Below are 22,685 nucleotides of genomic sequence, written 5' to 3'. Positions count from 1 at the left end.
CGTGTCGGCGCCGGAGCGGTGGCCGCTGATGGTTCAGATCGTGTCGGCGCCGGAGCGGTGGCCGCTGATGGTTCAGATCGTGTCGGCGCCGGAGGGGTAGCCGCCGATGGCGCGGATCGTGTGGGTGCTGGTGCAGTTGCCGCTGATGGCGCGGATCGTGTGGGAGCCGGGGCGGTTGCCGCTGATGGCTCGGATCATGTTGGCGCTGGTGCGGTTGCCGCCGATGGCTCGGATCGTGTTGGCGCTGGCGCGGTTGCCGCTGATGGCGCGGATCGCGTTGGTGCCGGGGCAGTGGCCGCTGATGGTTCGGATCATGTCGGTGTCGGGGCGGTTGCGGCTGATGGTTCGGATCGTGTGGGTGCCGGGGCGGTTGCCGCCGACGGCTCAGATCACGTTGGCGCTGGTGCAGTGGCGGCGGATGGTTCGGATCATGTCGGTGCCGGCGCGCTCGCCGCAGATGGCGCAGATCACGTCAACGCCGCTCGCCTCGCCTATTCCCGCAGTGGCATCGGTTCGGATCGAGTGGCATCCTCGCTGATGGACGGTAGTTACTCCGACCAGTTCAACGCTCCGATCAACCAGTAACGGACTCTTTCACTGAGGGAAATGACCGCTTATGACGACGCAAACCGAAACCGCCATCCTGGCCGGTGGCTGCTTCTGGGGCATGCAGGATCTGCTGCGACGCTACCCCGGCGTGTTGTCCACGCGGGTGGGTTATTCCGGTGGCGATGTGCCGAACGCGACCTATCGCAACCACGGTAACCACGCGGAAGCGATCGAGATCGTGTTCGACCCGCAGCAGATCAGCTACCGCCAGATCCTCGAGTTTTTCTTCCAGATCCATGACCCGACGACCCAGAATCGCCAGGGCAACGATATCGGCGCCAGCTATCGCTCCGCCCTCTTCTACCTCAACGATGAGCAGAAACGGGTGGCCGAGGACACCGTAGCCGACGTCGAAGCCTCCGGCCTCTGGCCCGGCAAGGTGGTCACTGAAATCACCCCGGCCGGGCCGTTCTGGGAAGCCGAACCGGAACACCAGGACTACCTCGAACGCTTACCCAACGGTTACACCTGCCACTTCATCCGCCCAGGCTGGAAACTGCCCACGCGCGGGTAATCACTGAACAGAGGCGGCTCAAATGAGCCGCCTCTTTGGTTTTACGCTTCGGCTTGGGCAACCCGTCAATCCAGCGGACGCCAGGCAGCGCCGCTCACGCTCAACGTCATGCATTAAAAAGAACGCCACAGGGATTGGGTTCAATATTTTAAACTGACACCCTTCAAGACCTGACAGGCCGAGTAACAACATGAATCGTCGTAAAAAAATAACCCAGTTATTAAAGGCGCACGCCAAAAAGGCCAGTGCCAAATTGGCACCGGCAAACAAGTCCAAATACATCAGCAAAGCCGACCGGTTGAAACTGGCTGCCGAGCCCGGCCAAGACGCAATTGTTCCAGCCAACGACGCTGTCGAGTGAAATCGCGTCCGCATAAAGAACGTGAAATTTTCAGGGCCGTGTCCGCGTTATCGAACGCTGCCTGGACAGGCGCAATACCGGCTAATCTAAATAGACACGCCCACCAACTCGCCGCCAGCCTGTTGATCCAGGGGGACATGGCATGACCGGAAAAACAGCGCGCCACGGCTTGTCATGGGGCCTTCCCTTCCTGCTCGCCATCACCCTTGCACTGATAGCAGGATGTAGCGGCCATCGCCATTCGGCCGCCAGCCTCGGCTCAAGCTGCTATGCAAAAGCGCTACCGACTTCCGGCGAAGGCGGCCTGGCCTGGGGCGACACCCTGAGCATGGCGCGCAAAAAGTCGCTGAATAATTGCATGCGTTATGCCGGCCGATCCGGTGGCACGCCGAGTACTTGCCAGGTGGTGTTGGCGGAGTGCAAAAAATAACAGCGCTCGATCCGGCAGCGACCGCTCATTGAACGGCGCCTCCGGATAACCCGCTGACTCAGGCCTTGGCCGCCATCGCGGTCACTTCCACCCGCATGCCTTCGACCGCCAACGCAGCGACGCCCACTGCGGCGCGGACCGGCCACGGCTTGGCGAAGAAGCGCTTGTAAACCTCATTGAAGGCGGCGCGGTCGGCCATGTCGGTGAGGTAGATGGTCAGGTGCAACACCCGATCCATCGAACTGCCCGCGCCTTCCAGCGCCACCTTCAGCGCCTGCAAGGTGCATTCACTCTGCTCAACGATACCGCCCAGCTCCAGGCTGCCATCCGCGTGGGTCGGAATCTGCGTGGAAACCAGCAGGCCGCCAAAACCGGCGACGTCGGAGGAGATGGATTCGGCGTCTGGATCGGGGGTGAAAGCGATGTCTTGGTTGGCCATGGGGATCTCTTGTTCGAAGTGATAAAGGGCCGCCAGTTTACAGCTCATCGACGGCTTGTTCGCTGATTGGCGCAAAAAGCGCAGTCCCGACCACTCGTCGGCCAGCACCCAACGCCCCTATTGACACCCCTTTGCGTCTGCGCGACTATTATTTCCATCGGATGCGATATAAACGTATACGATAACAAAATCACACCTAATGCAATTTTGAGGATTCATCCCATGAGCAAGATCGAAAAAGTCCTGGCCAGCGGCAAAACCCACACCACCCTGAGCAGCGCTGGCACCACTTCGCGCGGTCATAACGGCAGCGTCGACATTCAGCTCTCCTCGCCGGGCAGCGCCAAACTGGTGCACGAGTTCAAGGCCATCCAGCCGCACCCGACTGCCGAGCAATTGTTCGCCGGCGCCTGGTCCGCCTGTTTCATCGCCGCCGTCGGCCTCGCGTCCAAGCAATTGAATATCGAGTTGCCGGCCGATCATGCCGTCGACATCGAAGTCGATCTGGGCCAGACCGGCCAGGCCTACTTCCTCCAGGCTCGCTTGACCCTGCGCGTACCGGGCCTGTCGCACGATGACGCGAGCGCACTGGTGCATGCCGCCGACAGCATCTGCCCGTACTCGAAAGCGATCAAAGGCAACATCGACGTGGCCCTGAACGTGCTCACGGCTTGAGGCCCTGTGTGGGCTTGAGAACAACCGACCTCTTAAAAGCACCATATATATCGCATGCGATATAAGCGCATACGAAAACAAATCGAACCTTTCAGGAATCATCATGAGCAAGATTGAAAAAGTACTGGCCAGCGGCAAAACCCACACTACCGCCAGCAGCGCCGGCACGACTTCGCGCGGTCATAACGGCAGCCTCGACATTCAGTTGTCCTCGCCCGGCAACGCGAAACCGGCCCACGTGTTCTCGGCCGTCCAGCCGCACCCGCATGCCGAGCAACTGTTCGCTGGCGCCTGGTCGGCCTGCTACACCGCCGCTGTCGGGCTGGTGGCCGGTGAGATGAACGTGGTGCTGCCGTCCGATTTTTCGGTCGACATTGAAGTCGATCTCGGCCAGACCGGCGACGCCTACTTCCTCCAGGCGCGCTTGACCCTGCGTGTGCCGGGCCTGGCGCACGATGTGGCGACGACGCTGGCGCACACCGCCGACCAGATCTGCCCGTACTCGAAAGCGACACGAGGCAACATCGACGTGGCCCTGAACGTTCTGACGGCGTAATACTCCGGGCCGGTTTGGCGAGACTCTGCTCGTCAAACCGGCTTGCCGCCACGAACTTGAGCACTTCCGACACAATCGCACCCGATGTATATTCCACGCATTCGAGCCATCAACCGACGGCCAAAGAGGATGCCCATGAAATCCAAAGACACCACGCTGGCCGCTGACCTGAAGCTCTCCGACTTCCTGTGTTTCGCGGTCTATTCCACCAATCTGGCGTTCGGCAAAGCCTATAAGCCAGTCCTCGAGCGGGTCGGGCTGACCTACACGCAATACATCACCATTGTGGCGTTGTGGGAGGAAGATAATCAGACCGTCGGCAGCCTCGGCGAAAAGTTGTTCCTGGAATCGAACACGCTCACGCCGATCCTGAAAAAGCTCGAAGCGATGGGTTATTTACAGCGCCAACGCGACCCCGAGGACGAGCGCCAAGTGCGGATCAACCTGACGCAGGCCGGTCGCGATTTGCGTGAAGACCAGCCGCAATTGAGCCCGGACACCACGGGGCTGACCCAAGACGAATTTACCCAACTGCAGAAAGCGATCGTGCGGCTGCGCAGTAACGTCATCAAGTCGACGAAAGACGAGTGACCGCTCACCGCCCTGCCCTGACCGCCCGCGAGGTGTGCCAGTTATTGCGCGATGCCGCGCTGGGCATTCGCGCTTTGCAGTGCCTCGATCAACCCTGCGCCTCCGGCCACGTAACGGTTGATATCGAGGGTTGGCGCCTGACCCTCGACTTCGACGGCAATCATCTGCGCCACTGCCAAAGCTGTCGGGCCCCGGACGGCCGTGAAGGTGCTTTCGACACCTGGCAACGTTACGGCACCGACCCGGTCAGCTTGCTCAGCACCTGGGAATTGGCGCAGATCGAGCGCTTGCTGGCGCCTGACTAAGCGTAAGCCCCGACCACCCACTTCACTTTTTCCAGGGCCAGACGCAGTGCGCCCATTTCTGCCGAGCCCAGCGCCAGGCGGATGGCATGGGGCACATGAGCGGAAATCGCAAACGGCTCGGCGGTCGACACTGACACCTGTTCATGCATCAACTCCACGACAATCTGCTCTGCCCGCGCATCCTCGGGCAGCGGCAACCAAAGAAAATAGGATGATGGATGACCCACCCACGGCAGCCCCGCCAGCACCTCCCGGGCCATCGATTGCCTGGCTTGCGCGTCCAGACGCTTTTCCGCTTCCAGCTGTGTGACGGTGCCGTCGTCGAGCCATGTGCTCGCGATGGCCGTCAATACGCCGGGGGTGTTCCAGGTGGTCGCCCGGATCGCTCGTTCCAGTGCGGGCACCTTTTCAACGGGCGCGGCAATGAAGCCGACGCGCAGCCCGGTGGCGACACTTTTCGACAGCCCGGACACGTAAACCGTCCGCTCGGGAGCCAGGTGCGCCAACGGTGCCGGCGGGTTTTCGGCGAGAAAAGCGTACGCCGCATCTTCAATAATCAGCAGGTCATGCTGGCGCGCAATCGTCACCAGGCCTTCACGCTGAGTAGCGTCCATCACCCATCCCAGCGGGTTGTGAATCGTCGGCATCGTGTAAACGGCGCGCACCCGTCTTTGGCGGCACAGACGCTCCAGGGCTTGCAGATCAGGTCCGTGGTCGAGCACCGGAATCGGCAGCACTTCCAGATGCAGCGACTCGGCCAATACCTTGAACCCCGAATAGGTCAGCGCATCGGCGGCAATCACGTCACCGGGTTGCAGCAGCGCCATCATCGTCACCGCCAACCCATGCTGGGCACCGCTGACCACCAGCACTTGCTCGGCCTCCACCGTCAGCCCTCGCGTGCGCAGATGCCGGGCGACCGAAGCGCGTTCATGCAGACGCCCCGCGTGGGGTTGGTAGCGCAGCAACGACTCAAGATCACCGGACGACGCGAGCTGACGCAGCGCACCGCGCAGCAGGTCGGCCTGGCCGGGAAGCGAGGGGTAGTTGAAGTTGAGATCGGTCATGCCCACGGCAACGACTTTCTGGTCCATGCCCAAGCCCGGCGGCAATGAGGTTTCCCGCACGAATGTGCCGCGCCCGGTTTCCCCACTGACCAGGCCCATCGCTTCGAGCTCTGCGTAAACCCGAGACGCGGTCACCAGCGCGAGCCCTTCCGTCGTCGCCAATTGGCGGTGCGTCGGCAATCGCGTACCCGGCAACAGTTTTCCCGACCTGATATCAGCCGCAAAAGCATCCACTAATGTCTTGTACCGTGAGCGAGGCATGCGGAAATGTATCCATGACGATTTTTTGATTGTCGTGATATTCGATCATACGATGAATATCCGCAAATTGAGCCGGACCTCGCCATGGAACAGACATCGAAGCTGCAAACCCCGTTCACCGAAAGGACCGCGAGCGGATGGCTCAATGGGCTGATCGGCGTGATCATTTTCAGCGCCTCGCTGCCCGCGACACGCCTGGCCGTGCTGGAATTCGATCCGGTGTTCCTGACCGTTGCCCGGGCGACCATTGCCGGGCTGCTGGCGCTTTGTCTGTTGGTGCTGTTCAAGGAAAAGCGCCCCGCCAGACATCAACTGCTGCCCTTGGCCATCGTCGCCATCGGCGTCGTGGTGGGGTTTCCGCTGCTGACCGCGCTGGCGTTGCAATACGTGACCTCGGCGCATTCCATCGTTTTCGTCGGCCTGTTGCCGCTCGCCACCGCGGTGTTTGGCGTGTTGCGCGGCGGTGAGCGGCCGCGGCCGGTGTTCTGGTTTTTCTCTGTATTGGGAAGCCTGTTGGTGGTGGGTTTCGCGGTGTCCCAGGGGCTGACGGCTTCCCCGGCCGGCGACCTGCTCATGCTGCTGGCGATCATCGTCTGCGGCCTCGGCTATGCGGAAGGCGCGAAGCTTTCAAAAACACTGGGCGGCTGGCAGGTGATCAGTTGGGCGCTGGTGCTGTCGCTGCCGGTCATGGCGTTGCTGACCGTGCTCATGGCCCCGCCTTCGTTCGCCACCATTTCGACACCGGCGTGGCTGAGCCTGGCTTATGTATCGGTCTTCAGCATGCTGATCGGTTTTGTATTCTGGTATCGCGGGCTGGCTCAAGGCGGGATTGCCGCAGTCGGCCAGCTTCAGTTGCTGCAACCGTTTTTTGGCTTGGCGCTGGCGGCTACGCTGCTGCATGAGCAGGTCAGCCTGGGCATGCTCGGGGTGACGGTGGCGGTGATTCTTTGTGTGGCTGGGGCGAGGAAATTTTCTAAATAGACACCGGGTGCAGCCCCCCCGTATGAGCGTCATCAGAGGTTATCTATTGCTCTCTAACCCGGCGGATGCGGTAGCATTGCCCGTTTGCAGCAAAGGGAAATGCTGATGCAGCGCATCGTGATACTGGGTAACTCGGGGAGTGGCAAATCCACCTTGGCGCGTGAAATAGGCAAGCGTCTTGATGTGCCGGTGGTCCACCTCGATACGCTGTTTTGGGAACCCGATTGGGTCGAAGCGGATACCGACATTTTCCGCGCACGGGTTCGGCAAGCTGTCGCCGGGGACGCCTGGATTTGTGAGGGCAATTATTCCACGAAGACCTTCGCGCTAAGGCTGCCTCGGGCGGAGCTCATCATCTGGCTCGATACACCGCGCACCACCTGCTTACGGCGAGTCATACTGCGCAGCGTGCTGAACCGGCCACGCGCCGATCTTCCGGCAGGCTGCACCGAGAGACTGGACAAGGCATTTTTCGGTTTTCTGAAGTATGTCTGGGATTTTGACCGCACGAGACGCCCCCGCACCGAGGCTTTACGCCTGGCCATCGGGCCGCTGATTCCGGTTGTTCACCTTCGCAGTGCGGCACAGATTTCTGAGTTTCTGGTTGGTCTGGATCGACGTAGAGCTGGAGGCGCGGGCCCATTGGGACAGCTTCTCACTGCGGCTGAAAGAGCGAGTATTCAGATCGCGCTGGCTGAAGCGTTTGTGGACAGCGCTGTCGATTACGCGTCTATCGCTGAGCGAATCCGCGGCTATGACCTGAACGTCGTGGAAGACATCCTCTACTCGGAAGTCGCTCCGGTATGTTTCAGCAACCTTGAAACGCCTGTCCCCCCGGTCTGGACAGGCTTCAAGGATGAATGGCTATTAGGTGAAATTGAAACGACACTGCAAGCACGGGCACGCAGTGGTACGCGCCGCGCATTGGCCAAACTGAAAATCACTTGGCTGCGCTATAGCTACGGTTATGTCTGGAAAGAAATCATGAGATTCATAGACTGAAATCCTCAAGGGCTCTGCTTGATTCGTTGGGATAAGCGATTACTTCAAGAGCATGATTTGATCCATGAAAGATGACTTCTACACCCAGTACATGCGCTTTCAGACACCTGACGCCGCGATTGCCCCACGCGAACAGGCGCCGATGCTCGCTCAGGAGCAAGCCTGGGCGCAGCAGCACGCATCCATGCACCGCTTCAGCTGGATCACCGTGTTAGTGCCGCCGCTGTGCTTTGGCCCTATTCTGCCGGGCATCGCGTTTGTACTGGGCCTGTTGCTCTATCGAACAATATTCGCCCCCGACCTGGATATCGACCGGATCGTCGGTGCTTCCTTTGGCTGGCTCGCGCTCGCGACGCTGCTCTTCATGACTGCCTGGGGATTGCGCAACTTCTTGCGCGACACCCACGACCCAACCAAACGCTACTGGCAATCCATGCCGGATCAAGGGCTGGTCGAACTTGAGCGTCATACCCTGATATCCGGTTTCAGCCTCTGGTCGAACGATTATGATCCGGACTGCAACGCCATCATGCAATGGAGCAACGGCAAGCTTGAAAGCGTGCAAGACAGCGGCGTGGCGCAATGGCTCCTGGCCAAGACCGCTACGGGTCACTGGCTGGTGCTCAAGGAACAATATCCGGGCGACTTCAGCTACGCCCGGGTCGGAAAAATGCCCCCGCCGGACAAGCACATGCAACCCGGCCAGGAACTGGCGATCGCCTTCGCCCCCGGCACCAACCTCCCCCTCGGCCGACGTTTTGGCGGCGCGCCGATGCCCTTGATCGACACGTCGTATTGGGTGTCTGCCGATGAGCTCAAACGCCTTGTCGAGGTGGCTCATCACTGGACGTTTTTTCCGCCGGATCGCTATGCCGTGGTTAATGAGCAGGATGCCGGGTGGGTGCAACGGTTGGTGGACAAGGCACAAACCAGCGTCAGCCCCCCGCCGGAGTTGCGCGCGCCGACGGTGGTTTAGCGATGCGGAGTTAGTTGGGGGGGGGTCAGGCTCGTGACAGGTAGCAATCGGCCCTGAGCGGACAGTTGTTCCACTGCACAATTATGCAAGTGGTTCTACCCGCAAGGAGAGCTACCTTATGAAACCGTCAGAATTCGTACCCTACAAAGTACTATGCTGAGGCGTTGCTGACATTCGAACTGGACAATCGTGAATGGTTCGAGCGCCACATTGACGCACGCGGTTCTGCTTTTTACTTGGTGCAGGGCGTCACCGACTACATTGCGGCCTATTTAGCTGATTTTGCAGCCGGAACCTGGCACCCATTCATCATCGAAGATGCGACGGAAAAATAGTGGGTAGGCGTTCAATGGACAGCAAGCGATCGCCGTCGTCGTAGGTGTAATCCTAACGCGCATCGGCGTTGAGCTTGGCCAGCAGTCGACCGATGGGGTCGCGCTCGAATTCAGTGTGGCGCTGTGGCCGTTCGGCGCGGTCAGGCGAATGGCCTGGTCATATTCATAACAGATGCGCTGGCCCTTAGCGTCGGTGTGCTTCAGCACCTGGCCGAGGGGGTTGTAGGTAAACGACTCGGCGCTGCCGTCCGGGTGCTGGATGCGCAGCACTTCGCCGTCGGGTTTGCGTTCAAGGGGGGTGGTCTGGTTCAGGGCGTCGGTGACGGCGTTCGTCGAAGCGGTAATGGCTGTTTTTGCCTGAGCAATCCTGGAAACGTTCGACTTGGGCCAGGGTATTCCACCACAGGTATTATTTAATTGTTCACATTATTAAAGAGCACATCAGACACCACTATAAAATCAAAAAAAATTCATTGCTGGCAAAGATCAGAACACCCTAGACTTTCCAGACTCAAATAACGACCAACTTATTCTTGCAAAAGCCAACGGGCCAATGGCCTTTATAATACACCTCCACTATCTTTACCCACTTATCGCCTAAACCATAATACTCTTCAGACACATATTGCCTAAAGACGAAACACACACCATTTCTTGCCGCAAGGCTAAAATCATGCGGAACACATGTAAATTTATTTTTATCAAGATTTTTAGTAGCAGCCATTACCGCCTTATTTACCTTCATTCGCATAGCGACAAGATCGGAAGGCGGCTTTGGCAAATTATAAAAAGGATCTGGCTGGGTTGGAGAGGTAGGCAGCCATTCGACATCATCATAGTACCCCTCGAACTCAGACATCGACGGTTCCACGAAAACCTTTCGGACGTCTCCTATATATATTAACGCACTATCCGTTAAGCCGGCAGTTCCCATATTTGAGAAAAAATCACCTCTTTCGATTTTTATGAGCTCTTCATCAATATCAATCATACTAAAATCTCATATCAGTTATTGTTCCAGGTGGCAGAGCCTTTCTTCCTTGTTGAATCGTACTCCGAAGAACGCCGCCGGCCGCGTGTGGACCTGGGATTCCTGGCAAAGAATAATTAGGTAGCGCACCGTGTGTCGGCATCAGGTTCCACCACTTGTTCGCTCCACCACTTTCTAAAGAAATGATGTGGTGAGGAGTTGTACCCGATGGCCAAACTCTACCGGTACTTGCCTCCCATTACTTCATCAAATAATTCTGACTCCCTACAAATTCTTTTCTCGCCATCTGGTTCTGAAATACAGTGCGTCGTTGAACGACAGGTAGATTACCTTTCAGTATCTGCGCCTGTTTGGCCGTTATTTCCACTCCCGTATAGGCAATCTTGTTTGCATCATGAACTACCCGTTAATGGAGTGATGTACATCTAATCCTAATGGATCTATCCAACCTAACGGATTACTACCATATTGATAGAGGTTATCCCCTCCATTCAACCCAATCGGATCCTGCTTAACAAACCGCCCCACCTCCGGATCGTAATACCGAAACGTGTTGTAGTGCAGCCCCGTCTCGTCGTCGAAATACTGCCCCTGAAATCGCAGGTTTTGTTCGACCTTTCACTTCAAGCTTTTCTATCGCACCCCACGTCTTGTAAATCGTCTATCCCACCAAAAATTTGTTTATCGTCGAGTTTGACTTTGTAATCTCTATGTTGCCGATCCGCCGACTATTAAGTCTACGAAGTGGTCCGCGTTGAGCTTACTCAAATCGGGCGCTTACCCGAACATCCGCTCAAAGCGAGTAGATACTATGTTAGTCTCGAATAAAAGAGGTGATCAACTCCTAGTAGCCACTAACGCAACTCCGATTTTTTAAAGAGCAACAACATGACTAACCTTGACCTACAACAGCCGATGCGAGCCAAAAAAACTCAACTACTAACCCTATGGATTACTTATTAACCTCCAGACACCTCAACACCAACAGACTACAAAAGCGCTACTTAGAATTGTAAATATCATGCAAATCACCATTAGAATTCAACTTGACAGTTGTTCCACCCTCATAATAAAGAGACAGCACACCTCTATCATCGAAATCTTCGATCGCACGCACACCATCTAAAACACAAAAAAAACCAAACACTGCCTCTTCAACTGATTTTTTTATTATCATATCAACACATGCTTTATCGCCAAAACTTTGCTTATTGTAAAATTCAGACATTTCAAGAAGAAACTTGCTGGGTTTTCTACCGGGAGGTGAAGTTAAAACCGAAACTGTATCTGTGATAGCAGAATCGCTAACAACGAGTTTTATCAGTTCTACAAACTCTTGAGAATTCATTTACAACTCCTATTTTATAAAGGCGCCCGGAAACATCTCTTTATTTAAGTCTATCATTTGCTTAATAGCTGAAGGAGGTGCATTGGTGTAATCCTGAGATCTTTTGCATCTTTTGCCAAAAGGTCTCTTGGGGTTCCAGTAAATGGCCCTTTCACTGTCGGAATCAATTTGTGCTCTGCCCTAGGGAGGGCAATTGATGGAGCTGTTTTTGGATCGTAGCCCATAATTATCTGACCTGCTGGGTGTTTTTGTGCGGCATGATGAATATCCAGACCATCACCTACCTTAGAATTTTTTTGTAAGGTGTCGAATTTTCCAACTTCATATTTCTTAGTTGGCTCACAACTCAACCCCAAAGAATCGAGCCAGCCAATTGGACTAGGGGCGTACTGGTAAAGATTGTCCCCTCCCATCAACCCAATCGGATCCTGCGTAACAAACCGCCCCACCTCCGGATCGTAATACCGAAACGTGTTGTAGTGCAGTCCCGTCTCGTCGTCGAAATACTGCCCCTGAAACCTCAGATTCTGTTCGACTTTGTTGACGTCCAACCGCTCCAGCGAGCCCCACACCTTGTACGTCGCCTGCCAGACGATCTGCCCTTCCCGGTCAGTCATCTCCAGCGGCGTACCAATCTGGTCGGTATGAAAGTAGTAAAGCTTCTGTTCTTCTCCTTCGCTCTGATCGACTCTGGCTAAAGGTGCATAGCTCCCCGGCTCGTAAATGTACAGGCTACTCTGCCCCGGCGTTTCCTCACGCAACATGCGCAAGCCCTGCCACAGAAAATGCTTTTGTTGGGTTATCCCGTTAATCTGCGACACCTTGGCCATCCCACTGCGCTTTTCAATCAGGTTGCCCCACGCATCGTAGGTATATTCCTGATCCCGCCACTGCTTGATCCGGTTGTCCTTCACGTGATCGAACTGGCTGGTGTTGAAGTTCAGCCGGTTCGCCGCCGCGTCGTAGCGGAACTCTTCACTGTCCACCAACTTGCCGGTATCACGGCTGTGCAATTGGCCGTTGGCTTCGTAGTCGTACTTGATCTCGCCGCGCAATTTGTCGAGGGTGCGGGTGAGTTCGCCGGCGGGGTCGTATTGATGACGGCGGTGGATCGGGTTGTAGGCGTGCTCCACCAGCAGGTCGGGCTGGATGCCGGGGTTGTGCAGTTGCGAGAGTTTTTCCGCCGGCAGGCGCGAGGCGAACTGCCAGGCCTTGCGGCCCATGGCGTCGTAGCCGAAGCAACTGGTGAGCTGGCCCTGGGTGCGCAGGACTTCGCGGTGCAGGTCGTCGCGTTCCATGTCGCTGATCAGTTGGCCGTCGAGGTTGAGTTGGTGCAGGTGGCCGTTGCCGTAATACAGGTGATTCAAATGCTGACCAGTCGGCAGGGTCAGCGTGGTCAGGTTGCTCAGCGGATCGTAGTCGTAGGACAAGGCGCCTTGCGGCGTGGTTTCCTTGATCAGGCGGCCCAGCAGGTCGTAGGAGAAATCGAGTGTTTCTTCACTGACGCCGAGTTTTTTGCCGTGGGCGGTGGGCAGGCGCTCGATGGTGAGCAAGCGGTCTGCGTCGTCGTAGGTGTAGTCCTGGCGGGCATCGGCATTGAGTTTGGCCAGTAGGCGGCCGATGGAATCGCGTTCGAATTCGGTATGGCGCTGCGGGCGTTCAGCGCGCTCGCCGTAGCCGATTTCGTTGACCCGTGTCAGGTGCCCGCCCAGGTTGTAGCTGAACCGGCGGGTCAAGTTGTCGATGCGTTTTTCTTCAACCAACCGGTCGGACGCGTCATAGGCAAACTGGTAAGCCGCGTTGTTCTCGTTGACCAGCGCGGTCAGGCGAATGGCCCGGTCATATTCATAGCGGATGCGTTGGCCCTTGGCGTCCTGACGGCTGCTCGGCAGGCCGCGGGCGGTGCGCAGCAGGCGCGTGGTCTGGCCTTTGCCGTCGGTGTGCGTCAGCACCTGGCCGAGGGCGTTGTAGGTAAACGACTCGGCGCTGCCGTCCGGGTGCTGGATGCGCAGCACTTCGCCGTCGGGTTTGCGTTCCAGGATGGTGGTCTGGTTCAGCGCGTCGGTGACGGCGATCAGGTGATGGCGTTCGTCGAAACGGTAGTGGGTGTTTTTACCCGAGCAATCCTGGAGACGTTCGACCTGGGCCAGGGTGTTCCACCACAGGTATTTTTACTTGTGCGTTGCGTCGATGAGGGCGTGCGGCAGGCCGTCATCGCTGTTGAGGTATTCGGTTTTGTTGCCCAACGCGTCGACTTCGGCGATGAGGCAAAGCAGGTGATCTTGTTCCCCTGCGAGCCACCGTGCCATTGATGTAAACGCTGGTCGAACCCTCTGCAATTGCACCGCCCCGGATGCTTGTATCAGAAGCCAATGAGTTTACCTTGATTGTTCAGATCTCACGGATAAACACATTGCATGCGTAATCACTTAAGCTTTGAAATCCGACTTTTGAATTAGCACATCATTGCATGATTGAGTGTCTTCGAGAAAAATAGAAATCCATGTATCCATTATTTCAAATACGTCTACATCCATCGTCGGGTCCATCGGCTGCTCATGCCACCAGATAACGCCTTTATCCTGAGCCTGATTATTTAGATCTATGGCTAAATAATCCCCGCCCCCATTAGAGAAAACCGTCACCCAATTTTCGGCAAAGCTCGTTTCTTCTTCATCAATTAAATCAGCGACACATGAAATATCCTCTATTTTTTGAGGCCCCATAGATTGTGCAGGAAAAAAGGTAAATCCATTGTGCACATGGGAATAAAACCGTGAAAGCTCCCCCTTAACAGAGCTAACTTTATCTTCTTTCAACGGGCAGCTATTTAGAGGCATCCCACCGATATAATAATAGAGCCCATTTGCATCATGAAAGATATACGCTAACTCAACATTGGCCCCACCCAAGACGACTGTTCCGATCAAACAGGTTTCTAACAACGACAAAACCCAAGGCAGTTTTTCTTTAAAGGAATACCATACCAGCGGAAATTTTGGGTATTCCAGAGTGCCAATACCAAACTCCATCCACTCCACAGGTATAACTATATTTGCTGGCAACTCGCTTGGTGTGAAATACACATCCCGACCAACGAAATGCGCTCTAGCTAAAACAACAACATCATCCATAGTAATCATATCGACTCCTTCTAGGGCAAAAAGGCCATAAAATTTCTCCTGTAACTCAACCTCCAGCAACCGCCCCTGTTGAAACTCAATAATAAATCACCGAGAGTATTTCGATTACCTCTTCAGTTTTTTTATTATAAAAAAACCACTCTCCGCCTCAAAACTATCCAGCGGAAGATAGTCCAGAGGAAGTCCCAGCGTTTCGTGGGTTCGTCTTAGTGGCCTAAGCGCGCATTCTATAGTGTGCATCCATTAGCGGCAATAAACGCAGAGTTGAGTGGCTGAGGCGGTACTCCATCCACTCCAAAAACTAAATGTTAAAGAGCCTAATCGTAACATCACAGAAATCCCTACCAACAAACCTGGTTTACCCCGTTGCTCAGCGACACCCTTTTAAGTTTCCTCAATAAAACTCGGAACACCACTTACACACCCAACAACTAAATCGTAAAACTCATCGAAACTTCCAGAAACAAAGAACAAATCCCCACAATCATTTTGCTCTGGAATGTCAAAGTTATTTTTCGAGTCAGACTGGTGAAGATGAGCTCTATCCCAATAATAAACCCCTTGCTCCCCCCGCTTGCCAATCATCACGTAGGGATTTCCTCCTCCATCCTCCCCAATAGCTACAGCCTCCTTGAGGAAATCGAGTTCATCAATAAATTCATTATTAAAAAAAACCACATCATTGCACTCTTCTTCAGGCAGGAGCCCAAAAAAAACGATCGAAACTTATAGCACCTTGATCAACAGAGCTTAATGGTATCTGAACGTAGTCAGGAACTGTTAAGTAAAAGCCGTTCATTCCAGACAAGAACTTCCTATATTCAACAGAGAAAACCCTATTAAGTTCGATCTCAATATAATCGACTTCCGTTGATTTCAGACCTGGCTTATATACTATTGGCATGACCTACCTCAGCATGTGGCTTCAGCGCCATCCTCGGCGTCCTCAGCTTTGAAAGCGTTCAATCAATACAAAAGTCCCAGTCATCTGTTGTAGCATCACTTGAAAGCATTGGAAGACTTTCAACAGGTTTAAACTCGAACTCGTAACCTAGCGAAACAAATGGTCCACTCAGCCTCTTAAATCCGCTGATACTCAACGCATATGAGTCGCTTAGTATATCTAAATAATCATTATTTCCAAGACTTTCAGCATACGTATTTCTACAGTCTATAAAAAAGCACTATTCCAATCCATCAAGGCATTTAAATCAGCAACAACCAGACCAGACACTACTGTTAAAGGGATACCCGAATAACAAAATGCGTTCTTTGCACCATTAAAACTCGACCTCAGGCCTTCCCCTTTTAGAAAAATGCTGTATTCCATTTCAGGGATTTGATAGAGAGGAAAAATCACCCCATTTTCTACTGCGCTTAGCCCAACCTCTTCGTTATTAAGAATAATAATCGAACAAATCACTAGACTCTACACCATTACTTTCAACAAAATCATTTAATGCGACCGGATCAAAAATAACAATCCCAGGCTCAAATACTTCAATTTTTCTAAACTTTTCATCCATAACCTACCTCAGCCTTTAGATTGGAGATCTTTACCGATAAACTTATTCAGCGTCTCACCTACTGTGACATCCTTAGCAAGGCAAGCACTTCGCCCTACTAAATATTCTCAGCGCCTCTTATCTAGGGGATTTCATAGGCTTTGTTTAGCTCACTACCAATTTTTAAGGAGTACTGAAAAACATTTACTGAATGGCACGCCTCCTTTTTATCGAATCATGAATCCTAGTAAATCACGATCCGAACGTGCTGGCTATCTCCGATAGCGACAGGAGTAAAAACAGTAATTTTCAAAGCCTTAAACATATAAAATTTTAAATATCGATATCCGACTCATCTTTTAACCCTTTTAAGAAAACATCAAACGAATTTGCAAGCCATCGATACGCCTTAGCATGATTGGCGGCAAAACTACTTTCCGGATCAAATGAATCAGTCGTATAAAAACATACGTTACCATCAGTCAAATCCAAGCAAAAAAAGTTACCTCCATCGTCGATGGCGAAGGGCAACAAGGTCTGCGGGATAATATCTTTAGAAGTCATGGCAACATAGCACCCGCCTAAAAATCGTGTGTCTGCAGCGTCGTCCGTACCCGACACTGCAACTGATTTGAATTTTTTTACTCTTACAGGTTCGTATTCGTCACCGCTGTCCCACCAATCTTTATCGGATGCTCCGCCATTTTGCTCCACATAAAAATCTTTAAAAAATTCTGGTAATGGGTGTCCAATGTCATTTTCCAACAACTTCAAATCAGACATACAAACAGTCGGCTCGGATTTATACAGTTTAATTAAAGTCATTTTTAATTCCTATTTAACAAGTCGATGAAGCAGTCCTAGGTGCGCGCCCGTTGAGCCATCCCTTAGATTGAGATACGCCTACAGTATCATCGGTACCATATGCCTCCAGGGTGGTGGTTTGGTTTAGGGCATCGGTGACGGCGATCAGATGATGGGCTTAGAAAATTCCGGCAGTCACGTTATTTTTCGAGGAGTTATAAAAGAGCGGAGGACGTCGATAAAGAAAACTAACGCGAAGCTTGACCTACACAAGAAGCCAAAACAATTTAATAAAAACCTAATCACCTACATTTAATAGCTACCCGTAAACATTTTTCTCTTGAGCCTTTTCAATAAAAATATCCATAAGGTCACCTTGAATTTCTTCCTCGTCATAAGCGACGATAAAATTCCCGTCTATATCATCAGGAAAATGCACTCCATCCAGTGTGCCTAATATCACAGAAGCACTGTCCGCGATAACAACTTTAAAAAAAGCGAACAGATCCGCCTTGGAATCATGGTTCAACGTAGCCAAAGCATTCCTGGCTTTTGCATAAGGGTCACTATCAGTATTGAGCGGCTTACTCAACGACTCCACATACTGCTCAAGATTCTTGCCAAACAACTCATTAAAAATGGCGGTCACAAATTTTTGATCCAAGCTCATAAAAATCCTCACCAACACATTCTGACCCCATTAGAACATCACGCAGATTAGTAAAAGACAATCCTTTTTTTCCGTTGCAAAATAGAACGAGACAATGTTGCCAGCCGCTTAATATTTTTTGAAAATTTTATAAGAGCGGTTGTCGATTGGTAAACCAACCATTGCGGAATTTGCCCTCCCCAAAACAGGCCGAAAATAGGCGACTCAATCGCTGATCTCTACCCGGCGGCTAAGTATTGAACTCTTTGAAATCATCATTAATAAGATAATACAAAACCGCTTCCAAATATGTTTCTAAGTCGGCCGTACTTGCTCGCTTATCTACAACTCTTTTTATATCCAGCATCGTTGGACATTCAACAAATACGCGCTTAGAATTTTCAAAAAAAACCTCTTCCGCATCATCTTCCGCAGTATAAAATACAGCAGACTTTACAGAGTCCTTTGACGCTCTATCCATCGTAGAATCAACGAACAGCCAGCCAACATCGGGTAGGCGATCGATGTTATCCAACAGACTAGCAAAACCTTTATACTCCTTCATAACACGCTCCTATTATAGACAGACATTACCACCACTTTCTTCGCCCATCAGCTTTGGCCACTCGCGATAGTGCCTTTTAGCTGTCCAGCTCATAGTCATATGAGACGGTTGTGCCTTCGATAGCGTGCTTAATCAGAACAACCGCCGATATCACTTCGTTCAACCTCTCTAAAATTAAGTCCTTTAAGACCACTTAACTCAACAGCATCCTTGAACACTTGGCTTACATATAATAATTGCGGGCTTTCAGAAATACGAAATATTTCGCCCCTGTAACTTTCTGGAATTTTTAAAACAGCCTTATAAACCACATACCCGCCCTCCCCTTTATCATAATCGGATTTTTCAAAATCAAATACATCTGGAAGCAATTCCGTAATATATAATGCCACGTCCTCAAAACGCGGGCCGGATATCTTAACGCGAGGGAGAACACGCAAAAAGCCAAGCGCTGCATATGCTTTTTCCGAGACCACCAGGACAGGTCTGAAAAAGGTATGAAAGTCCGAAACTGCTGCCTTTTTTTCATCATCGCTGTTATATACGATGCGATACTCTCGACCATCAGACTCCAAGCTGGTCTCACCGTACGCTAGCTTTGTAGCAAAGTCCTGCAGACCTCCCACTTGATCCGCATCAATCAGAGTTTTGTATTTGTCATTTTGCGTTATCGAATAAAACTTCATAAATCACCCAAATAATCCGGACCACTGCGCATCGCGCGGACTTGCAAGTAATGTATTACGAATTCTATCAATGGTTTTCAACACCATCGGCTTACCACCGGCCTTATCTGCACTAATAATGAGCTAATTAACACTCTCGAAGTAAGAATTTGGATGCTTACCATTATGCAAAATCCCTGAAACGCCGGAGTCTACATTATTACGGTTAGGCAGAAACGCTCCATTAACCGCATCATCTACATGAATATCATGCTTTGCCAATACCGCTCTCGCAGGAGCTGCTAGCTTAGCGGTATCGCCAACAATATGATGAGCGGCGGAGTTTAAAGGTCGCGGAGTTCCACCCTTAGTCATATTGTTACTTAACGCTTTGGAACAAAGCCCTAATGGATCGACCCATCCGACTGCGCTCGGTGCATATTTATAGAGGTTGTTACCGCCAGCCAACCCAATCGGATCCTGCGTAACAAACCGCCCCACCTCCGGATCGTAATACCGAAACGTGTTGTAGTGTAGCCCTGTCTCGTCGTCGAAATACTGCCCCTGAAACCGCAGATTCTGCTCGACTTCGTTCACTTCAAGCTTTTCTACCGAACCCCACGCCTCGTACGTCGCCTGCCAGACGATCTGCCCTTCCCGGTCAGTCATCTCCAGCGGCGTACCAATCTGGTCGATGTGGAAGTAATAGAGCTGCTGCTCCCCACCTTCCGCCTGATCCACCCGCGCCAACGGCGCATAACTACCCGGCTCTTAGAGGTAGAGGCTGCTCTGCCCCGGCATCTCCTCGCGCAACATGCGCAAGCCTTGCCACAGGAAATTCTTCTGTTCGGTGACGCCGTTGACCGCTGACACCTTGGCCACACGACGCCCCAGGCTGTCATAACGATAAGCGCCACTACTTTCCAGCTTCCCGCCCACCAACGTCTCAGCCCGAACCAGCCGATTCTCACAGTCATACGTGAACGTCTGCAGCTTGCTCATGCCACTGCGTTTTTCAATCAGGTTGCCCTACGCATCGTAGGTATATTCCTGATCCCGCCACTGCTTGAGTCGGTTGTCCTTCACGTGATCAAACTGACTGGTGTTGAAGTTCAACCGGTTCGCCGCCGCGTCGTAGCGGAACTCTTCACTGTCCACCAACTTGCCGGTGTCACGACTGTGCAGTTGGCCGTTGGCTTCGTAGTCGTACTTGATCTCGCCGCGCAACTTGTCGAGGGTGCGGGTCAGTTCGCCGGCCGGGTCGTACTGGTGGCGGCGGTGGATCGGGTTGTAGGCGTGCTCCACCAGCAGTTCGGGCTGGATGCCGGGGTTGTGCAGTTGCGAGAGTTTTCCCGCCGGCAGGCTCGAGGCGAACTGCCAGGCTTTGCGGCCCATGGCGTCGTAGCCGAAGCAGCTGGTGAGCTGGCCTTGGGTGCGCAGGACTTCGCGGTGCAGGTCGTCGCGTTCCAGGTCGCTGATGAGCTGGCCGTCGAGGTTGAGCTGGTGCAGGTGGCCGCTGCCGTAATACAGGTGGTTCAGGTGTTGGCCGGTCGGCAGTATGAGTTATTAAAGAATTTAAAGCATGCATAGAAGTCGCAGAAATTTATGTGATAGCGCTAACAACCCCGCAAAACCTTATAAAACCACCAATCCGAGACAAGGCACTTATTACTTCACCATGACCATTTTCGGTTAACATATAAAATTATTTTGCACATTTTTAAAAACTCACTACCCGCCCCAAAAATAACGTTAGCGTCGCGACTGTCACAGAACTACAGACCAGACTCATACTCCAGCCCCTCAATAAAACCTTCGAAAGATATCGCGATTATTTTTTGTGCAGCAACTTGATTTGCAGCCATGCTTACATCGGAACGAAAAGTATCAACCGCGTAAAACATGACGGCACCACTCAACAAATCCAAACAAAAAAAGTTACCTCCATCATCGACCGCAAACGGAAGTAGCGTATGAGGAATTATTTGGCGCTCACACATAAGCTTGTAGCATCCACCAATGAACTGTGTGTCATCCGGATTTCCCGCCCCATCCGCATATACATTTTTAAAGTCAGCAACCTGCATCGGATCGTAACCATCGTCCGTGATAACCCAACTGCAATTAGGAACACCACCATTACTTACAAAGTAAAGCGCTTTAAATGCACTCGGCAAACTAAAGCCAATATCTTTTTCAAGCCGAGAAATATCTGCAGACTTCAACTGCAAACCAGGATGCATCAGAGAAAAATTTTTCATAGAACCACCAGTTTTAACAAGTTGAACTTGATGTGCTTGGGGCACGTCCCTTTAGCCAGCCTTTAGATTGTGAAATCCCTACTGCGTCTTTGCCCCCATAAGCCCCAGATTGTAGACCAAAATGCTTTTCAAATTGAGCTACTGATCCGGTGTGAGGCAGAGAGGCCTCATGCGCAGACCTTGTGACTAGCTGCATGGTTGTTTTTCCTGTAGCTGGATCAAAATCGTCAAGGTGATGCCAAGTGAATTTCCCTTGCGCTTTCACATCAGCCTCTTTCAACCCTGCCTGTCTATATGCTTCTGTAAAATCTCGTCCTCGAGATCCTTGCATTTGAATAGACACAATGTTTTTTTGATTTCCTAATACCGGAAATAACTCTTTTGAACCCTCAAAGTTAACGCTTTTGAAAGCTAAACCCCAAGGATCGACCCAACTGGTGGAGTTAGGAGCATATTGATATAGATTAGTCCCACCGCTGAGCCCAATCGGATCCTGCGTAATAAACCGCCCCACCTCCGGATCGTAATACCGAAACGTGTTGTAGTGCAGCCCCGTCTCGTCGTCGAAATACTGCCCCTGAAACCGCAGATTCTGTTCGACGTCGTTGACGTCCAATCGCTCCAGCGAGCCTCACGCCTTGTACGTCGCTTGCCAGACGATCTGCCCTTCCCGGTCAGTCATCTCCAACGGCGTACCAATCTGGTCGGTATGAAAGTAGTAGAGCTTCTGTTCTTCTCCTTCGCTCTGATCGACTCTGGCTAAAGGTGCATAGCTCCCCGGCTCGTAAATGTACAGGCTGCTCTGCCCCGGACTTTCCTCGCGCAACAGGCGCAAGCCTTGCCACAGAAAATTCTTCTGTTCGGTAACCCCGTTGACCGCTGACACCTTGGCCACGCGACGCCCCAGGCTGTCGTAACGATAAGTGCCGCTGCTTTCCAGCTTGCCGTTCACCAACGTCTCGGCTTTGACCAGCCGATTCTCACCGTCATAGCTGAACGTCTGCAGCCGGTTCATGCCGCTACGCTTTTCAATCAGGTTGCCCCACGCATCGTAGGTGTACTCCTGATCCCGCCACTGCTTGAGCCGGTTGTCCTTCACATGATCAAACTGACTGGTGTTGAAGTTCAGCCGGTTCGCCGCCGCGTCGTAGCGGAACTCCTCACTGTCCACCAACTTGCCGGTATCACGGCTGTGCAACTGGCCGTTGGCTTCGTACTCGTACTTGATCTCGCCGAGCAGTTTGTCGAGGGTGCGGGTCAGTTCGCCGGCTGGGTCGTATTGATGACGGCGGTGGATCGGGTAGGCGTGTTCTACAAGCAGTTCGGGCTGGATGCCGGGGTTGTGCAGTTGCGAGAGTTTTTCCGTCGGCAGGCGCGAGGCGAACTGCCAGCTCTTGCGGCCCATCGCGTCGTAGCCGAAGCAGCTGGTGAGCGTGCCTTGGGCGCGTAGGACGTCGTCACGCTCGATGTCGCTGATGAGCTGGCCGTCGAGGTTGAGTTGGCTGCGACTTTACTCTAACGAATCTATTCAGTAGCAAAATTCACCTCACGTCCCGCCCCTGTATCTGGTGGCCTATCAGGTCGTGGGTGAATTAGATTTTTTCTTAGACATTGCCAGATTGTTGTTAACCGGTTGACTTTCAGCAGCCGAT

Annotated in this window: 26 protein-coding genes and 6 pseudogenes; 14 read left to right on the top strand and 18 right to left on the bottom strand. The window is 52.8% G+C overall.

Annotated elements, in window-relative coordinates; all coding sequences use genetic code 11:
• Positions 1–106: 106 nt before the first annotated feature.
• The 4 genes from HKK52_RS00275 to HKK52_RS00260 all read left to right on the top strand — a co-directional run bounded on the left by HKK52_RS00275 (position 107) and on the right by HKK52_RS00260 (position 1,914).
• Entirely contained in the window at positions 107–538 is a 432-nt protein-coding gene (locus HKK52_RS00275) for a hypothetical protein (protein WP_169368783.1), read from the top strand.
• 78 nt (positions 539–616) lie between these two features.
• Positions 617–1,123 carry a peptide-methionine (S)-S-oxide reductase MsrA gene (msrA, locus tag HKK52_RS00270; protein WP_169368782.1) on the top strand — a complete coding sequence of 169 codons (507 nt, stop codon included), beginning with the start codon at positions 617–619 and terminating at the stop codon, positions 1,121–1,123.
• 190 nt (positions 1,124–1,313) lie between these two features.
• A complete protein-coding gene (locus HKK52_RS00265) occupies positions 1,314–1,484 on the top strand; it encodes a DUF2986 domain-containing protein (RefSeq protein ID WP_169368781.1) in 171 nt (56 codons plus the stop codon).
• Positions 1,485–1,626: 142 nt separating this feature from the next.
• Positions 1,627–1,914: a hypothetical protein gene (locus HKK52_RS00260; protein WP_169368780.1), complete on the top strand. Its 288-nt coding sequence runs from the start codon at positions 1,627–1,629 to the stop codon at positions 1,912–1,914.
• 58 nt (positions 1,915–1,972) lie between these two features.
• On the opposite strand, the gene HKK52_RS00255 is transcribed toward HKK52_RS00260, so the two are convergent.
• Complete coding sequence (locus tag HKK52_RS00255) at positions 1,973–2,353, bottom strand: RidA family protein (RefSeq protein WP_169368779.1); 381 nt, start codon at positions 2,351–2,353, stop codon at positions 1,973–1,975.
• Positions 2,354–2,575: 222 nt separating this feature from the next.
• Between HKK52_RS00255 and HKK52_RS00250 the strand changes: the two genes are divergently transcribed.
• The 4 genes from HKK52_RS00250 (at position 2,576) to HKK52_RS00235 (ending at position 4,480) form a co-directional block, all read left to right on the top strand.
• Positions 2,576–3,028: an Ohr family peroxiredoxin gene (locus HKK52_RS00250; protein ID WP_169368778.1), complete on the top strand. Its 453-nt coding sequence runs from the start codon at positions 2,576–2,578 to the stop codon at positions 3,026–3,028.
• A 103-nt stretch (positions 3,029–3,131) separates the two neighbouring features.
• A complete protein-coding gene (locus tag HKK52_RS00245; protein WP_133839824.1) occupies positions 3,132–3,584 on the top strand; it encodes an Ohr family peroxiredoxin in 453 nt (150 codons plus the stop codon).
• A 135-nt stretch (positions 3,585–3,719) separates the two neighbouring features.
• Positions 3,720–4,175 carry a MarR family winged helix-turn-helix transcriptional regulator gene (locus HKK52_RS00240; protein ID WP_169368777.1) on the top strand — a complete coding sequence of 152 codons (456 nt, stop codon included), beginning with the start codon at positions 3,720–3,722 and terminating at the stop codon, positions 4,173–4,175.
• Entirely contained in the window at positions 4,172–4,480 is a 309-nt protein-coding gene (locus tag HKK52_RS00235; protein ID WP_169368776.1) for a DUF7693 family protein, read from the top strand. Before HKK52_RS00240 ends, HKK52_RS00235 begins: the two co-directional genes overlap by 4 nt.
• Here HKK52_RS00235 and HKK52_RS00230 read toward each other — a convergent pair.
• Positions 4,477–5,808, bottom strand: a complete 1,332-nt coding sequence (locus HKK52_RS00230; protein ID WP_169368775.1) for an aminotransferase-like domain-containing protein — start codon at positions 5,806–5,808, stop codon at positions 4,477–4,479. The two genes, HKK52_RS00235 and HKK52_RS00230, sit on opposite strands and share 4 nt — an antisense overlap.
• Positions 5,809–5,892: 84 nt before the next feature.
• Here HKK52_RS00230 and HKK52_RS00225 point away from each other — a divergent pair, with 84 nt between their 5' ends.
• The 5 genes and pseudogenes from HKK52_RS00225 to HKK52_RS00205 form a co-directional block, all read left to right on the top strand.
• Positions 5,893–6,789, top strand: coding sequence for a DMT family transporter (locus tag HKK52_RS00225; RefSeq protein ID WP_169368774.1), 897 nt, complete (start codon positions 5,893–5,895; stop codon positions 6,787–6,789).
• Positions 6,790–6,894: 105 nt separating this feature from the next.
• Positions 6,895–7,401, top strand: a pseudogene (locus tag HKK52_RS00220) (AAA family ATPase); the annotation flags it as partial.
• A gap of 30 nt (positions 7,402–7,431) precedes the next feature.
• The gene (locus HKK52_RS32890; protein WP_169374137.1) at positions 7,432–7,791 is read left to right on the top strand and encodes a DUF7079 family protein; all 360 of its coding nucleotides are present in this window, start codon (positions 7,432–7,434) and stop codon (positions 7,789–7,791) included.
• Between the two features lie 64 nt (positions 7,792–7,855).
• The gene (locus HKK52_RS00210; protein ID WP_169368773.1) at positions 7,856–8,767 is read left to right on the top strand and encodes a hypothetical protein; all 912 of its coding nucleotides are present in this window, start codon (positions 7,856–7,858) and stop codon (positions 8,765–8,767) included.
• Positions 8,768–8,899: 132 nt separating this feature from the next.
• A pseudogene (locus tag HKK52_RS00205) lies at positions 8,900–9,119 on the top strand (GNAT family N-acetyltransferase); the annotation flags it as partial.
• Between the two features lie 38 nt (positions 9,120–9,157).
• Here the strand turns inward: HKK52_RS00205 and HKK52_RS00200 are convergent.
• From HKK52_RS00200 to HKK52_RS00175, 5 genes and pseudogenes are all read right to left on the bottom strand, one after another.
• Positions 9,158–9,511, bottom strand: a pseudogene (locus HKK52_RS00200) (RHS repeat protein); the annotation flags it as partial.
• 102 nt (positions 9,512–9,613) lie between these two features.
• Positions 9,614–10,093, bottom strand: a complete 480-nt coding sequence (locus HKK52_RS00195; protein WP_237150644.1) for a hypothetical protein — start codon at positions 10,091–10,093, stop codon at positions 9,614–9,616.
• Between the two features lie 426 nt (positions 10,094–10,519).
• Positions 10,520–10,748 (bottom strand): annotated as a pseudogene (locus tag HKK52_RS32885) (RHS repeat-associated core domain-containing protein); the annotation flags it as partial.
• A gap of 345 nt (positions 10,749–11,093) precedes the next feature.
• Positions 11,094–11,441, bottom strand: a complete 348-nt coding sequence (locus HKK52_RS00185; protein ID WP_169368771.1) for a hypothetical protein — start codon at positions 11,439–11,441, stop codon at positions 11,094–11,096.
• Between the two features lie 53 nt (positions 11,442–11,494).
• Positions 11,495–13,393: an RHS repeat domain-containing protein gene (locus HKK52_RS00175; RefSeq protein WP_442962299.1), complete on the bottom strand. Its 1,899-nt coding sequence runs from the start codon at positions 13,391–13,393 to the stop codon at positions 11,495–11,497.
• Between the two features lie 45 nt (positions 13,394–13,438).
• Between HKK52_RS00175 and HKK52_RS32880 the strand changes: the two genes are divergently transcribed.
• Positions 13,439–13,753, top strand: coding sequence for a hypothetical protein (locus HKK52_RS32880; RefSeq protein WP_169368770.1), 315 nt, complete (start codon positions 13,439–13,441; stop codon positions 13,751–13,753).
• Positions 13,754–13,870: 117 nt separating this feature from the next.
• Here the strand turns inward: HKK52_RS32880 and HKK52_RS00165 are convergent, their stop codons facing one another.
• The 11 genes and pseudogenes from HKK52_RS00165 to HKK52_RS32450 all read right to left on the bottom strand — a co-directional run.
• Positions 13,871–14,584 carry an SMI1/KNR4 family protein gene (locus HKK52_RS00165; RefSeq protein ID WP_169368769.1) on the bottom strand — a complete coding sequence of 238 codons (714 nt, stop codon included), beginning with the start codon at positions 14,582–14,584 and terminating at the stop codon, positions 13,871–13,873.
• Between the two features lie 384 nt (positions 14,585–14,968).
• Complete coding sequence (locus HKK52_RS00160) at positions 14,969–15,262, bottom strand: SMI1/KNR4 family protein (protein ID WP_237150642.1); 294 nt, start codon at positions 15,260–15,262, stop codon at positions 14,969–14,971.
• A 493-nt stretch (positions 15,263–15,755) separates the two neighbouring features.
• Positions 15,756–16,007, bottom strand: a complete 252-nt coding sequence (locus HKK52_RS32480) for a hypothetical protein (protein ID WP_237150640.1) — start codon at positions 16,005–16,007, stop codon at positions 15,756–15,758.
• 415 nt (positions 16,008–16,422) lie between these two features.
• Positions 16,423–16,914, bottom strand: a complete 492-nt coding sequence (locus HKK52_RS00150; protein WP_169368768.1) for an SMI1/KNR4 family protein — start codon at positions 16,912–16,914, stop codon at positions 16,423–16,425.
• Between the two features lie 298 nt (positions 16,915–17,212).
• Positions 17,213–17,563, bottom strand: a complete 351-nt coding sequence (locus HKK52_RS00145) for a hypothetical protein (protein WP_169368767.1) — start codon at positions 17,561–17,563, stop codon at positions 17,213–17,215.
• Between the two features lie 229 nt (positions 17,564–17,792).
• Entirely contained in the window at positions 17,793–18,107 is a 315-nt protein-coding gene (locus HKK52_RS00140; RefSeq protein ID WP_169368766.1) for a hypothetical protein, read from the bottom strand.
• A gap of 128 nt (positions 18,108–18,235) precedes the next feature.
• On the bottom strand, positions 18,236–18,793 hold the full coding sequence (locus HKK52_RS00135) for a hypothetical protein (RefSeq protein WP_169368765.1): 558 nt from the start codon (positions 18,791–18,793) through the stop codon (positions 18,236–18,238).
• 123 nt (positions 18,794–18,916) lie between these two features.
• Positions 18,917–20,335 (bottom strand): annotated as a pseudogene (locus tag HKK52_RS00130) (RHS repeat domain-containing protein); the annotation flags it as partial.
• Between the two features lie 212 nt (positions 20,336–20,547).
• Positions 20,548–21,033, bottom strand: coding sequence for an SMI1/KNR4 family protein (locus tag HKK52_RS00125; RefSeq protein ID WP_169368764.1), 486 nt, complete (start codon positions 21,031–21,033; stop codon positions 20,548–20,550).
• 13 nt (positions 21,034–21,046) lie between these two features.
• A complete protein-coding gene (locus HKK52_RS32475) occupies positions 21,047–21,364 on the bottom strand; it encodes an HNH endonuclease (protein ID WP_224791004.1) in 318 nt (105 codons plus the stop codon).
• An 81-nt stretch (positions 21,365–21,445) separates the two neighbouring features.
• A pseudogene (locus HKK52_RS32450) lies at positions 21,446–22,534 on the bottom strand (RHS repeat domain-containing protein); the annotation flags it as partial.
• Positions 22,535–22,685: the final 151 nt, after the last annotated feature.

It is taken from the genome of Pseudomonas sp. ADAK2, assembly GCF_012935755.1.
Lineage (GTDB): Bacteria > Pseudomonadota > Gammaproteobacteria > Pseudomonadales > Pseudomonadaceae > Aquipseudomonas.
Note: the sequence above shows the minus strand (reverse complement) of the source record. Positions and strands in the feature narration are given on the sequence as shown.